Raw genomic sequence first — 12,943 nt, forward strand, 5'->3', positions numbered from 1 at the left:
TCCGTGGAAGTCAGGTGTTCTGCGGGAAAGCAAATTGCGGGCCCTTGGGGGTCGAGTCCGGCCAGCGCTGCATGACGGCCTTGTGCTTCGTGTAGAACCGAACCGCCTCCGGCCCGTAGGCATGGTGGTCGCCGAACAGGCTGCGCTTCCAGCCGCCGAAGCTGTTGAAGGCCATGGGCACCGGCAGCGGCACGTTGACGCCCACCATGCCGACCTGGATGTGGTGCACGAACTCGCGCGCCACATGGCCGTCGCGCGTGAAGATGGCCACGCCGTTGGCGTACTCGTTGGCCTCGATGAGCGCGATGGCTGCAGCCAGGTCCGGCACGCGCACGACGCACAGCACGGGGCCGAAGATCTCCTCCGTGTAGCAGCTCATGTCGGCGCTGACGCCGTCGAGGAGGGTGCCGCCGACGAAGAAGCCGTCCTCGTGCCCCGGCACGCGCAGGCCGCGGCCGTCGACGACGGCCTGCGCGCCGGCCGCCACGCCTTCGCCGATCAGCCGCTCCACGCGCTGCTGAGACGCCCGCGTGATCAGCGGGCCCATCTCGGCGCCGGCCTGGTGGCCTTCGCCGATCTTCAGCGCCTGCACCTTGGGCGCGAGGGCCGCGACGAGCTTGTCGCCCACGTCGCCCACGGCCACGCAGACCGAGATCGCCATGCAGCGCTCGCCGGCCGAACCGTAGGCCGCACCCATCAGCGCGTCCACGGCGCCGTCGAGGTCGGCGTCGGGCATGACGACCATGTGGTTCTTCGCACCGCCGAGCGCCTGCACCCGCTTGCCGTGGGCGCAGCCGACCTTGTAGATGTGCTCTGCCACCGGCGTGGAGCCGACGAAGCTGACCGCCGCGATGCCGGGGTGGGCCAGGATGGCGTCCACGATGTCCTTGTCACCCTGCACGACGCTGAACACGCCGTCCGGCAGGCCGGCTTCCTTCAGCCACTGGGCCATCAGCAGCGACGACGACGGGTCGCGTTCGCTGGGCTTCAGGATGAAGGCGTTGCCGCAGCCGATGGCGATGGGGTACATCCACATCGGCACCATCGCCGGGAAGTTGAACGGCGTGATGCCGGCCACCACGCCCAGCGGCTGGCGCAGGCTCCAGGCGTCCATGCCGCGCGCGATCTGCTCGGTGTACTCGCCCTTCAGCAGCTGCGGCATGGCGGTGGCGAACTCCACCACCTCGATGCCGCGCGCCACCTCGCCCAGCGCGTCGGGCAGCGTCTTGCCGTGTTCGCGCACGATGGCTTCGGCCAGCAACTCCTTGCGGTCCTGCAGCAGCGTGAGGAACTTGAACAGCACGCGGGCGCGGGCCAGCGGCGGCGTCTGGCTCCAGCTCCTGGCGGCCTGCGTGGCGCTGGCCACGGCGGCGTCCAGGTCGGCCACGCTGCCCAGCAGCAGCTGGCCTTGCACCTGTCCGGTGGCGGGGTTGTGGATGGCTTGCTGGCGTTCACCGCTGCCGCGATGGGCGGCGCCGGCAATCCAGTGGCCGACTTCGTAGTGGCTCATGACGAATCCTTCAGGCGCACCCGGCCCCCGGGCTCGATGCCATGGGGTTGTTGGGGTGCTCGGTCCAGTTCAGGGAGCTGCCGTCGATGACGCGACCGGTGCGGGCATCGGTCTCGCCGACTTGCAACTTGCGCATCGAGATGGTGCCAGGGACGGGGCAGATCGACACGCACAAGTTGCAGCCGACGCATTCGGCGTCGTTGACGTGGAAGTGGCGTTGGCCGTCCTTGGTGGCCCAGATGGCCTGGTGCGAGGTGTCCTCGCAGACGACATGGCAGCGGCCGCACTGGATGCAGCTGTCCTGGGCTATGACGGCTTTCTCGACGTAATTCAGGTTGAGCTGGTTCCAGTTCTTCACGGTGGGCACCGCCCGGCCGCGGAAGTCGTCCAGCGTGCGGTAGCCCTTCTCGTCCATGAAGTTGGACAGGCCCGAGCACATGTCCTGCACGATCTTGAAGCCGTAGACCATGGCCGCCGTGCAGACCTGCACGGTGCCGCAGCCCATCGCGATGAACTCGGCCGCGTCGCGCCAGGTGCTGATGCCGCCGATGCCGCTCAGCGGCATGCCGGCCGTGGCCGCGTCGCGCGCGATCTCGGCCACCATGTTCAGCGCGATGGGCTTGACGGCCGGGCCGCAGTAGCCGCCGTGCGAGCCCCAGCCGTCGGTGACGGGGCTCATGGTCATGCGGTCCAGGTCCACACCCATGACCGAGTTGATCGTGTTGATGAGGCTCACCGCATCGGCGCCGCCCGCCTTGGCCGCGCGCGCCGGGTGGCGCACGTCGGTGATGTTGGGCGTGAGCTTCACGATGACGGGCATCTTCGTGTGCTTCTTGCACCACTCGGTGACCTGCTGGATGTACTCCGGCACCTGGCCCACGGCCGAGCCCATGCCGCGCTCGCTCATGCCGTGCGGGCAGCCGAAGTTCAGCTCCACGCCGTCGGCGCCGGTGTCGGCCACGCGCGCGAGGATGTTGCGCCAGGCCAGCTCGTTGACCGGCACCATCAGGCTCACCACCATCGCCCGGTCCGGGAAGTCGCGCTTCACGCGGGCGATCTCGTCGAGGTTGGTCTGCAGCGGCCGGTCAGAGATGAGCTCGATGTTGTTGAAGCCGATCACGCGGCGGTCCTGGCTCCACAGCGTCGCGTAGCGTGGGCCGTTGACGTTGACGACCGGCGGGTCCTCGCCCAGCGTCTTCCAGACGACGCCGCCCCAGCCCGCCTCGAAGGCGCGGCGCACGTTGATCTCCTTGTCGGTCGGCGGCGCGGACGCGAGCCAGAACGGGTTGGGGCTCTTGATGCCGAGGAAGTCGGTGCTCAGGTCAGCCATGGGCGGCCTCCTTGTCGAGATGGCGGGCGCTGGCGTGCTGCAGCGCGTGGTCGATGCTGGCGGCGGCGCGCTTGCCGTGCTCCACGGCCTCCACGGTCAGGTCTCGCCCACCCGCGCGGCAGTCGCCGCCGGCCCACACGCGGGCCAGGCTGGTCTTGCCGTCGGCGTCGGTCCTGATGCGACCGCCCTGCAGTTCGATGGCGGCGCCGAGGGGTTGGGCGTCGAAGGTCTGGCCGATGGCGCGCAGCACCAGGTCGGCCTCGATGACGAACTGTTCGCCGGTGTCGACGAGCTTGCCGCCTTCCAGCCGGGTGGCCGCGAAGCGCATGCCGCGCAGGCGGCCGCTTTCGGCCTCCACGGCCAGCGGCCGGGCCCAGCAGCGGATCGTCACGCCATGCGTCTGCGCCCAGTGCTGCTCGTGCGTCGAGGCCGACAGGCCGTCCGGCCCGCGGCGGTAGACCATCGTCACCTGCTCGGCACCCAGCAGCTTGCTCTGCACGGCCGCGTCCACGGCCGTCATGCCGCCGCCGATGACGACCACCTTGCGGCCCACCGGCACCTGGGCCGGGTCGCTCTGGCGCAGCTCGGCGATGAAGTCCACCGCATCACGAAGGCCTGGCAGTTCGGGTTCGGCGATGCCCAGCGCGTTGACGCCCGCCAGGCCCAGGCCCAGGAACACCGCGTCGTACTCGGCCAGCAGGCCGTCCAGCGTGATGTCGCGGCCCAGCCGGCAGTTCAGCCGCGGCGTGATGCCGCCGATGGACAGCAGCCAGTCGATCTCGCGCTGTGCAAAACCGCCGGCGACCTTGTAGGTCGCGAGGCCGTATTCGTTGAGGCCGCCCAGCTTTGGTGCGGCGTCGAACAGCACAACGTCGTGTCCGCGCCACGCCAGGCCATGCGCCGCGGCCAGCCCGGCGGGGCCGGCACCGACGACGGCGACCCGTTTGCCGGTCGGCTGGCCGCGCTCGAACAGCGGCCGGGCTCCGGGAGTGGCGAAGTGACCCTCAACCGCGAAGCGCTGCAGCAGCCCGATCTCCACCGGCTTGCTCTCGTTGGTGTTGCGCACGCAGGCCTGTTCGCACAGCACCTCGGTCGGGCAGACACGGGCGCATAGGCCGCCCAGCGGGTTGGCCGTCAGGATGGCCTCGGCCGCGCCACGCACGTTGTCCTGCGCCACGCGCTGGATGAACGCCGGGATGTCGATGCCCGTGGGGCAGGCCGTCTGGCAGGGCGCGGCGTAGCAGTAGTAGCAGCGCTCGGCCTCGATCAAGGCTTGCGTGCGGTTCAGCGGCGGATGCGCATCGGCGAAGTTGCGCGCGTAGTCGTCAGCGGCCAGGCGGCCGGGCTTCAGATCGGCAGGGTCCACGGGAATCTCCGAGGGGAAAACCGCCAAACATTACTACCCCGTAAAAATTGACGCAGGCGTAAAAACCCGCAGCAAGCGCTTGGTGCGTAACGTCAAAATCCGGTGCATGACCGTGACTGTTCCCGCGACGCGCACGCCGCGTGCCGCCACCCTGCGCAAGCAGGAGGCCATCCTCACCGAAGCCGAACGCCAATTTGCCCGATTCGGATTTGAAGGCGTCAGCCTCGACAGCATCGCCGCCGCGCTGGACCTGTCACGGCAGAACCTGCTGTACCACTGGCCCAGCAAGGAGGAGCTCTACCGCGCCGTGCTGGACAGCGTCATGGGCGAGTGGATGGCCAACATGTCGGCCATCGCCGACGCCGACGAGCCCGAGGCCGCCATCCACACCTACGTGGACGTGAAGCTGCGCTTCAGCCGCGAGCGGCCCAGTGGCAACGCCGTGTTCACGCGCGAGATCATGGCCGGCGCGCCGCGCTATGAAGACGTGCTGAAGGCCCAGGTCATGCCGCTGCTGCACGCCGACGTGGAGCGCTTCGAGCACTGGGCCGACCAGGGCCTGATCCGCCGGCTGGACTTCACGCACCTGATGTTCCTGATCTGGTCGTCCACGCAGGCCTACGCCGACCTGGGCCCGCAGTTCTCGCTCTACATGGGCAAGCCGCAGCTGGACGACGACGATTTCGACCGCGCCCGCCGGCTCATCACCGACCTCATCTGGCGCAGCCTGAAGGTGGCCGAGTGAGGCGCCGGGCGCTGCTGCTGGCGGTGGCCCTGGCCGCCGGCGGTGCAGCGCACGCGGCACCCGACCCGCTCGTGGCGCGCCTGAAGGCCCAGGCCGACGCCTGGGACCGCGCCATCGTCGCCAAGGACCGCGCGGCCATCGCGGCCAACATGGCCGACGACTTCCGGCAGATCGACGCGCACGGCAACGTCGAGAGCAAGGCCAGCTTCATCGACGGCCTCGTCACGCCCGACCTCGCGCTGGACCCGTACACCGTCGAGGACTTCGAGGTGCGCGTCTACGGCGACACGGCGCTGCTCAGCGGCCGCACGCGCATGACCGGCCGCTACGCCGGCAAGCCGTTCAGCACGCACTACCGCTACATCGACGTCTACGTGAAGCGCGGCGGCGCGTGGAAGATCGTCAGCGTGCAGATCAGCCCGATCAAGGACTGAGCCGGCGCAAGCCCTGCGGGCCGCGAGGGCACGCGTCGCGTGGCAGAGTCGCGACCATGATTCTCGAAATTGCCGACCTCCGCATCCAGCCCGGCCAGCAGGCCGCCTTTGAAGCCGCGCTGCGCGAGGGCATTGCCAACGCGTTGTCGAAGTCGCCGGGCTTCCTGCGCATCAGCGTGCAGCACGGCATCGAGTCGCCCGAGCGCTACGTGCTGCTCATCGAGTGGCAGACGCTGGAGGACCACACGGAGGGTTTCCGCAACGGCCCGCTGTTCGCCGTCTGGCGCAGCCACATCGGCAGCTTCTTCGCCGGCCCGCCGGTGGTGGAGCACTTCCAGACCGTCGCCTGACCGCTCAGCGCCAACCCGCGTCGCGCGCCGCCTTTTCCTGATCGGCGTTCAGCGCCTCGCCGGCCATCGCCGCGTCCACCGCGGCCAGCACCGACGGCGGCAGGCTGCTGGCGGCCTGGCGCATGCCCGGGCCTGACGCGGTGAGGGCCGCGAGCTGCTGCAGCGCCCAGGCGCCGTCCGCCTCGCGGCAGGCCAGGCCCGCCGAGGCCGCCGTCGAGAAGCTGCGGCACCAGCGGCCGTCCCGGGCCTTGAAGCTGATTTGCACGGCCACCGCACCCGCCGGCGCGCTGGCGAGCTGCGTGTCCAGCGCGCGGGCGATCTCGCCGCGCGCCACCAGCCGGTCGTCGCCACCCGACGGCGCCAGCCGCGTGCCGATCAGCGTGCCCAGCACCAGCGTCGCCGCCATGCCGCCCCAGGCGGCCCAGCTCGGCATCGCCCGGCGCTGCGCCCGCACCGCGCCGAGGTCCACGACCTGCGGTGCCGGCTCGGCCAGCAGCGCCTTGAATCGGTCGGGCACCGGCTCGTCCAGCACGCCATCAAACGCGGCGGACAGCCGGCGGCGCTCCGCCCTCAGCTGGTCTTCATTCAGGTTCATGGCCATTCCCCCAGCAACTCCTGCAACGCCTCGCGGGCGCGCGCCACGCGGCTGGTGACGGTGCCCACCGGCACGCCCAGCGTGTCCGCGGCCTCCTGGTAGCTCAGGCCTTCGACGAGCACGAGGCCCACCACCACGCGGTGCTCCTCGCTCAGTTTCGCCACGGCCTTGCGCACGAGGATGGCGTCCAGCGGGGCGCCCGATGCGGCGCCATCGCCGACGTGCTCGCCGTCCTCCTCGGGCAGGAAGGTCTGGCCGCGCCGCTCGCGGGCCCGCAGTTCATCGATCCACGCGTTCTGCATGATGCGAAACATCCAGCTGTCCAGGCGCGTTCCAGGCGCCCACTGGTCGGTGCGGTTCAGCGCCTTCTCGATGGCGACCTGCACGAGGTCGTCGGCGTCCTCGGGGGAGCGCGCCAGCGTGCGGCCGAAGCGGCGCAGCCGCGGCAGCAGGGCGGCGATCTCCTGGCGAAGTTCGGAAGGCGTTTCAGGCATCGATGCACGGACAACGGGCGAGGCGCGGATTTTCTTCCCTGCCTCGCTCGTTATCCTCATAAAAGCGCCTTGAGAACCATGAAACCTGTCCTCGTCCTGTCCCTGTTGGCCGCCGTCGCGGCGACCGCCCACGCCCAGCTGCGCCTGCCGCAGCTGCCTGGCGTGCAGCGTCTGCCGGGTGTCGTCGACCGCGTGGTGGACCGCGTGGTGCAACCGCTGCCCGAGCTGCTGTCGTCGACGACGCCACTGGTGGATCTGCGCGTGACGATGGTGCGCGACCTGCTGCGCCGCCACCCCGACGTCGTCGAGGTCGACCCGCGCGGCGAGCTCATCCGCCGCCGCGAACTGCTGCTGGTGTCGCCCAGTGACGCGGCACTTGCCGCTGCCGCCGGTCTGGGCCTCGTCACGCTGCGCGAGGAGGCCTGGCCCGAGCTGGACCTGCGCCACGTCGTGCTGCGCGTGCCCGCGGGTCTTGGCACGGCCGACGCGCTGGAGAAACTGCGCGCCGCCCAGCCCGACCTGCAGGCGGACTTCAACCATCTCTACTCGCGCAGCGGCGATGTGGCAGCCGGCGCCGGCGCGGCGGCGGCCCGGCCGACCGGCGCCGTCCGCGTGGGCCTCATCGATGGCGGCGTGGACCGCCGGCATGCCGCGCTGCGGCACGCGGCGGGTGGCAGCTTCGGTTGCGGCGGCAGCGTGGTGCCCAGCGAGCACGGCACGGCGGTCGCGTCGCTGCTGGTGGGGCGCGACCGCGGCTTTGCCGGCGCGGCGCAGAAGGCCGAGCTGTTCGCCGCCGACGTCTACTGCGACCAGCCCGATGGCGGCTCGGCCGAAGAGGTCGTGCGTGCACTGGCGTGGATGGCGCGCGAGCGCGTGGCCGTCGTCAACGTCAGCCTCGTCGGGCCGCCCAACCGGCTGCTGGCGCAGGGCGTGGCGGCGCTCGTGAAGCGCGGGCACCTGCTCGTGGCGGCCGTGGGCAACGACGGCCCGGCGGCGCCGCCGCTGTACCCGGCGGCCTATGCCGGCGTCATCGGCGTGACCGGCGTGAACGCGTCGCGCCGCGTGCTGCCCGAGGCGGCGCAGGGGCCGCAGGTGATGTGGGCCGCCCCCGGCGCCGACATGGCCGTCGCGCGCAGCGGCAGTGGCTACGGCGTGGCGCGCGGTACGTCGTTCGCGGCGCCGCTGGTGGCGGGCCTGCTGGCCGCCCAGCTGCGCGAGCCCGATGTGGCCGCTGCGGCGGCGGCCGTGGAGACGCTGGCGGGATCGGCCGTGGACCTGGGCGCGCCGGGCCGCGACCCGGTCTACGGCCGCGGCCTCGTCGCCGAGGACCTGCGCGTGCTGCCCGAGCAGCTGCAGGCGCGCCAACGGTGATGACGCCGGGTTGAAACACAAGGTTGCATCTGCGCCGGGAAGGATCTCGAACCGGCGGTCGTTGTACTCGGTGAAAGGGCCGGAAAGGCTGGCTCTTCCAAGACAACCACCCTGGAGATCCATCATGTTTGCAACCCGCCGCACCCTCCGCACCGCCTGTAACGCCGCTGCCATCGCCGCCGGCTTGCTGGCCGCCAACGTCCACGCCGCCGGCCTGCTCGGCGGCGGTGCCGGTGGCGGCCTCACGGGTGGCCTGAACGGCACGCTGTCCCGCCCGCTCAGCGCCACCGGCGCGCTGACCGGCAGCGCGAACGGCTCGGCCAGCGCCGACGGCTCGCTCGTCAAGGGCACGTTGGACAAGACCAAAGGCGCCGTCGGCGGCGTGAAGGACACGACCACCGGCAAGGTCGGCGACGTGAAGACCGCCGTGCAAGGCCAGGCCGACGCCGCCAGGTCCGCCGCCGCTGACGTGAAGACCTCCGCCACCAACCAGCTCGGCGACGTGAAGACCACGGCCCAGGGCGTGAAGGACCAGGTCGGTAGCACCGCCGCCAACGCCTCGGGCAGCGCCGACGGCAGCGTCAGCGGTGCGCTCAGCCAGGGCGCCATGCTGATCACCCCGGCGGCTCCGGCAACGCCGACCGCCGCGGCCCCGGCGACACCCGCCGCACCGGCCACGCCGACGACGTCCGCCACGCCGGCTCAGCCCGCGCCGCTGACGCTGGGCGGCACGGCCGGCGGCAGTGCCAGCAAGCAGGGCGTCGGCACCAACGTCAGCGGCCAGACCGCCGGTCGCAACAGCCAGGCCGCGGGCAGCGCGACGGCCAAGGCATCGCGCACCGACAACGCCGTGGCGCTGGACGCGTCGGCCAACGGCACGGCCAAGCGCTGATCCCTTCGCGCATCGACCGAACCGGGCGGCCTGCGGGCCGCCCTGTCTTTTGGCAGGCCGGCGGGCGGCCTGCAACATCGGCCGCATGCGAACGCTGATCCTTGCCGTCTCCGCCCTGGGCTTCGCGCTGTGTGCCGGGCTGCTGGCGCTGTCGTGGTTCGCGCCGCTGCAGGTGGAGCGCTGGGCGCGCGAAGCCATCGAGCACGACGTGCAGCGCCGGGTCGAGGCGCGCTGGCAGAGCCTGCAGCAGCCGGCGCTGCTGCAGGCCGCCGAGCGGCAGCTGCGCGAGCACGCCGAGGAGGTGGACCGCGCCCGCCGTGCGCTGGTGGCGCTGACCGTGGCCGAGATGCAGGACCCTGACTGCCCCTGCCGCCGCAAGCTGCGGGAGTTCACGCGCGGCGCGCTGGAGGATCGGATAGCCCGGCTGGGCAGCGTCACCGAGAAGCTGCGTCAGCTGGCGCAGGCCAAGTACGCCGAGGTGTCCGCCGCGCTGCTGCGCGAGCTGCGCATCTTCTCGGCCTGCAACGCGGCGGTGTTCGCGCTGCTGGGCGTCGTCGCCTTCATGCGTCGGCGCGCCACGCTGCAGCTGCTGGCCCCCACCCTCGTGTTGCTGGGCGCGGCGGTGTTGGTGGCCTGCGGCTATCTGTTCTCGCAGAACTGGCTGCAGACGGTGCTGCTCAGCGACTACGTCGGCTGGGCCTACGCGCCGTGGCTGGCCGCGGCCATCGCGGCGCTGGCCGACGTGGTGTGGAACCGGGCGCGTGTCTGCACGGTGCTGGTGAACGCTGCGCTGCTGGCCGTGGGTGCCGCAGCGGCCGCGGTGGCGTGCTGAGTCAGCCCCGGCGCCTGAGCCGCCACAGCGTCACGCCGCTGCACAGCACCGTGAAGCCCAGCAGCACCGCGAATGCCATCTCCACGGAGATCCAGCGGAACTTGGCGACGCCGCCGGCGGCGAAGACGAGCTGGTTCAGATGGAACTGCGGCCAGAACGGGGCCTGGAAATGCAGCGACGGCGGCAGCGGGAAGAACAGGCCCGACAGGTACATGCCCGGCAGGTACAGCAGGTTGGCGTAGGCCGGTGCCGCCGAGCCGCTGGCCAGCGACCCCACCATCAGCCCCAGCGCGCAGAACGGGATGGCGCCGGCCACCAGCACCGCGCTCATCGCTGCGAGCTGGGCGGGGCTCAGCTGGGTCTGGCCGCCCGCGGCGGTGAGCAGCAGGAGGGGCAGGTAGGCCAACAGGCCGCACACCACGCCCGCCACGATCTTGGCCAGCAGCCAGGCGCCGGGCGGCGCGGGCTGGGCGCGCTTGAGCGTCAGCAGCCCTTGCTCGCGCTCCAGCGCCAGCGACGGGCAGGTGGCGAACACGGCCGACATCGTCACCGCCAGCAGCGAGAAGCCGGCGAACATGAAGCGCGCGGCGTCGGGGTCGCGGGCCGTCATCTCGCCGGCCACGGCGAACGCGAACAGTGCGTACAGCGCCACCGGCAGCAGGAACATCGGCAGCGCGAAGGCAGGCGTGCGCAGCAGGCGCACGAGCTCCAGCCGCATCTCGACGGCATAGGGCGACGCGCGGCGGGCGGGCGCCGCGAGGGTGTGGGTCCGTGTGTTCATGCGGCCTCCCGTGTCAGTTCGTGGAACGCGTCGTTGAGCCCGGCCTGCTTCACTTCCAGGCGCGAGAGCTGCGGGTCGGCGGCGAGCAGCCGGCGCACCACCGATTCGGCGTCGGTGGCGACGATGGCGAGCTGGTCGTGGTCGCCGCTCACGTCCAGCACGCCGGGCCAGCGCCGTACCTCGACGCCGGGCAGCGTCGTCGCGCAGCGGATGTGCCGGCGCGACACCAGCGCGCGCATCTCGCCCACGCTGCCCTGCGCGATGACGCGGCCCTTGGCCAGCACGGCCACGCGCGTGGCCAGCGCCTCGGCTTCTTCGAGGTAGTGCGTGGTCAGCAGGATGGAGCAGCCCTCGTGCAGCAGCGTGCGGATGTGGGCCCACATGGCCTCGCGCGCCTGCAGGTCCAGGCCCACGGTGGGCTCGTCCAGGAACAGCAGCTGCGGCCGGCCGCAGAGGGCCAGCGCGAACTGCACCTGGCGCTTCTGCCCGCCGGAGAGCTGGCCGTAGGGGCGGTGGGCCAGCGCGACGATGCCGGCGCGCTCCAGCGTCTGCTGCACGGTCAGCGGCTGCGGGTAGTAGCTGCAGGACAGGGCCACCAGCTCGTGGACCTTGAGGTCCTTCGGCAGCTCGACGTCCTGCATCATGACGCCCAGCCCCTGGCGCCTTTCGATGTCCTGCGGCGAGCCGCCCAGCAGCGTCACGGTGCCGGCGTCGGCATCCTGCAGCCCTAGCCACAGCGCGATGGCCGTGGACTTGCCGGCGCCGTTGGGGCCGAGCAGTGCGAGCAGCTCTCCGCGCTTGAGCTGCAGGTCGACATTGCTCAGCGCCTGCAGCGAGCCGTAGCGCCTGGACACGCCGCACAGCGAGGCGACGACGTCGTCGTTGCGGGCGGGCTCCTCGGCCGGCGTGGCCGGTGTGGCGGTCCCGCGGCGCGGGTAGGTGCGGCCGTTGAGCAGCCGGCCGATCGGCGTCGGGCGCACCAGCCAGTGGTAGCTGAGGAACAGCAGCGCCAGGCTCGCCGCGACGATGAACGGGTACTTCAGGCCCCAGTGCAGCGGCCAGTCGCCGACCCACACCTGCAGCGCGCACACCAGCGGCAGGTGCACGAGGTAGATCCAGTACGACGCATCGGCCACGTAGCGGATGGCCGGGTGGTGCCCCGCCAGGAAGCGCAGCGCCCCGCCGGTGATGGCGAACGTCCAGCACCAGGCGGACGCGACAAGGGCCAGCGTGAACATCAGCTTGGGCGTCTCGGGCATGCCGAACGGCGGCTGCGTCTTCAGCACGTACAGGCAGGTGGCGGACGACGCGATGGCCAGCAGCCCGTGCAGCAGCCAGCGGGCGCGCAGCGCGGCCAGCGCATCCGGCGCGCGCTGCAGCAGCCAGCCGAACGCGAACGCCGTGCCGAAGCCGACGGTGGCGGGCAGCTGCGGCAGCAGCGACTGGTCGGGCGTCGGGATGCCGCCCGGCGGGAACCATGCCGGCCTGGCCAGCAGCACGGCCGCCAGCGGCAGGCCCAACGTCAGCGCGCCGGCCGGCCAGCGCACGGCGCCGGTCGCTAAGCGGTCGACGAGGCCACGCAACACCTGGCCCCGGTCCAACCGCGCCACGGCGCCGCGCAGCAGCAGCGCGACGGCGTACAGCCACAGCAGCTGGTACAGGAACCACAGGTGCGTCAGCGGGAATGCGCCGGCCGCCTTGGGCATCTCGGGCATCGCCGGCGGCGCGCCGTGGAAGACCTTCTGCAGGCCCAGGTGCCAGACGAACGCGATGGCGGGGAACAGCAGCAGCCAGCCAACGACCAGCGGCACCGCGATGCGCTGGCCGCGGTTGGCCCAGAAGCCGCGCGTGCCCAGCCGCTGGTGCAACTGCCGCGCGAAGTAGCCGGCGATGAAGAAGAACAGCGTCATGCGGAAGCTGTGCACGACGAAGCTCGTGTCCGCGAGGAACGGGCTGGGGGAGTGGTCGTTCATCGCCCACAGGCCCGGCGGCATGCCGGGGATGAAGGACAGCGCCGCGTGGAAGGCCACGCCCAGCAACAGGGCAAAGCTCCGCACTGCGTCGAGGGCGTGCAGCCTCTCGCCGTTGGGTTGCGTGGACATGGGGGTCTCCTAGAAGGCGTGGACGGACTCCGCGCAGCCGAGCGGGCCGTCGCGGCGGCGCCAATCAAGGCGCAAAGCGGAGCCGTGGTGGTTCCCACGGCGAGCATTTGCAACGCCGAGTGGCGGCGTTGCGGCGGAACG

The 12,943-nt window shown here is 71.7% G+C and carries 13 protein-coding genes; 6 read left to right on the forward strand and 7 right to left on the reverse strand.

Annotated elements, in window-relative coordinates; all coding sequences use genetic code 11:
• Positions 1 to 10 precede the first annotated feature (10 nt).
• From AC1Q7O_RS14190 to AC1Q7O_RS14200, 3 genes are read right to left on the reverse strand one after another with little or no spacing between them, the layout of a single operon-like run.
• Positions 11 to 1,510 (reverse strand): CoA-acylating methylmalonate-semialdehyde dehydrogenase, encoded by a 1,500-nt coding sequence (locus AC1Q7O_RS14190; RefSeq protein ID WP_492660815.1) that lies wholly within the window; start codon positions 1,508 to 1,510, stop codon positions 11 to 13.
• 10 nt (positions 1,511 to 1,520) lie between these two features.
• Positions 1,521 to 2,840 carry an NAD-dependent dihydropyrimidine dehydrogenase subunit PreA gene (gene preA, locus AC1Q7O_RS14195; protein WP_492660816.1) on the reverse strand — a complete coding sequence of 440 codons (1,320 nt, stop codon included), beginning with the start codon at positions 2,838 to 2,840 and terminating at the stop codon, positions 1,521 to 1,523.
• Positions 2,833 to 4,206, reverse strand: coding sequence for an NAD(P)-dependent oxidoreductase (locus AC1Q7O_RS14200; RefSeq protein WP_492660817.1), 1,374 nt, complete (start codon positions 4,204 to 4,206; stop codon positions 2,833 to 2,835). The genes preA and AC1Q7O_RS14200 overlap by 8 nt, the downstream gene beginning before the upstream one ends.
• 106 nt (positions 4,207 to 4,312) lie before the next feature.
• On the opposite strand from AC1Q7O_RS14200, the gene AC1Q7O_RS14205 reads away from it, so the two are divergent.
• The 3 genes from AC1Q7O_RS14205 to AC1Q7O_RS14215 are packed head-to-tail and all read left to right on the forward strand — an operon-like array spanning position 4,313 to position 5,735.
• Positions 4,313 to 4,951, forward strand: coding sequence for a TetR family transcriptional regulator C-terminal domain-containing protein (locus tag AC1Q7O_RS14205; protein WP_492660818.1), 639 nt, complete (start codon positions 4,313 to 4,315; stop codon positions 4,949 to 4,951).
• Positions 4,948 to 5,385 (forward strand): nuclear transport factor 2 family protein, encoded by a 438-nt coding sequence (locus AC1Q7O_RS14210; RefSeq protein ID WP_492660819.1) that lies wholly within the window; start codon positions 4,948 to 4,950, stop codon positions 5,383 to 5,385. The genes AC1Q7O_RS14205 and AC1Q7O_RS14210 overlap by 4 nt, the downstream gene beginning before the upstream one ends.
• 56 nt (positions 5,386 to 5,441) lie before the next feature.
• Positions 5,442 to 5,735: an antibiotic biosynthesis monooxygenase family protein gene (locus AC1Q7O_RS14215; protein ID WP_492660820.1), complete on the forward strand. Its 294-nt coding sequence runs from the start codon at positions 5,442 to 5,444 to the stop codon at positions 5,733 to 5,735.
• Between the two features lie 4 nt (positions 5,736 to 5,739).
• On the opposite strand, the gene AC1Q7O_RS14220 is transcribed toward AC1Q7O_RS14215, so the two are convergent.
• Both AC1Q7O_RS14220 and AC1Q7O_RS14225 read right to left on the reverse strand, forming a co-directional pair.
• Positions 5,740 to 6,330, reverse strand: coding sequence for a NepR family anti-sigma factor (locus AC1Q7O_RS14220; RefSeq protein WP_492660821.1), 591 nt, complete (start codon positions 6,328 to 6,330; stop codon positions 5,740 to 5,742).
• Positions 6,327 to 6,824, reverse strand: a complete 498-nt coding sequence (locus tag AC1Q7O_RS14225) for a sigma-70 family RNA polymerase sigma factor (RefSeq protein WP_492660822.1) — start codon at positions 6,822 to 6,824, stop codon at positions 6,327 to 6,329. Before AC1Q7O_RS14225 ends, AC1Q7O_RS14220 begins: the two co-directional genes overlap by 4 nt.
• Positions 6,825 to 6,902: 78 nt before the next feature.
• On the opposite strand from AC1Q7O_RS14225, the gene AC1Q7O_RS14230 reads away from it, so the two are divergent.
• The 3 genes from AC1Q7O_RS14230 (at position 6,903) to AC1Q7O_RS14240 (ending at position 9,919) form a co-directional block, all read left to right on the forward strand.
• Complete coding sequence (locus AC1Q7O_RS14230; protein ID WP_492660823.1) at positions 6,903 to 8,195, forward strand: S8 family serine peptidase; 1,293 nt, start codon at positions 6,903 to 6,905, stop codon at positions 8,193 to 8,195.
• Positions 8,196 to 8,319: 124 nt separating this feature from the next.
• Entirely contained in the window at positions 8,320 to 9,087 is a 768-nt protein-coding gene (locus AC1Q7O_RS14235; RefSeq protein ID WP_492660824.1) for a hypothetical protein, read from the forward strand.
• Between the two features lie 85 nt (positions 9,088 to 9,172).
• Positions 9,173 to 9,919 carry a hypothetical protein gene (locus AC1Q7O_RS14240; protein ID WP_492660825.1) on the forward strand — a complete coding sequence of 249 codons (747 nt, stop codon included), beginning with the start codon at positions 9,173 to 9,175 and terminating at the stop codon, positions 9,917 to 9,919.
• Position 9,920: 1 nt separating this feature from the next.
• Here the strand turns inward: AC1Q7O_RS14240 and AC1Q7O_RS14245 are convergent, their stop codons facing one another.
• Entirely contained in the window at positions 9,921 to 10,700 is a 780-nt protein-coding gene (locus AC1Q7O_RS14245; protein ID WP_492660826.1) for an ABC transporter permease, read from the reverse strand.
• Complete coding sequence (locus AC1Q7O_RS14250; RefSeq protein ID WP_492660827.1) at positions 10,697 to 12,802, reverse strand: ATP-binding cassette domain-containing protein; 2,106 nt, start codon at positions 12,800 to 12,802, stop codon at positions 10,697 to 10,699. The genes AC1Q7O_RS14245 and AC1Q7O_RS14250 overlap by 4 nt, the downstream gene beginning before the upstream one ends.
• Positions 12,803 to 12,943 lie beyond the last annotated feature (141 nt).

Source organism: Roseateles sp. GW823-FHT07B05, assembly GCF_058794515.1.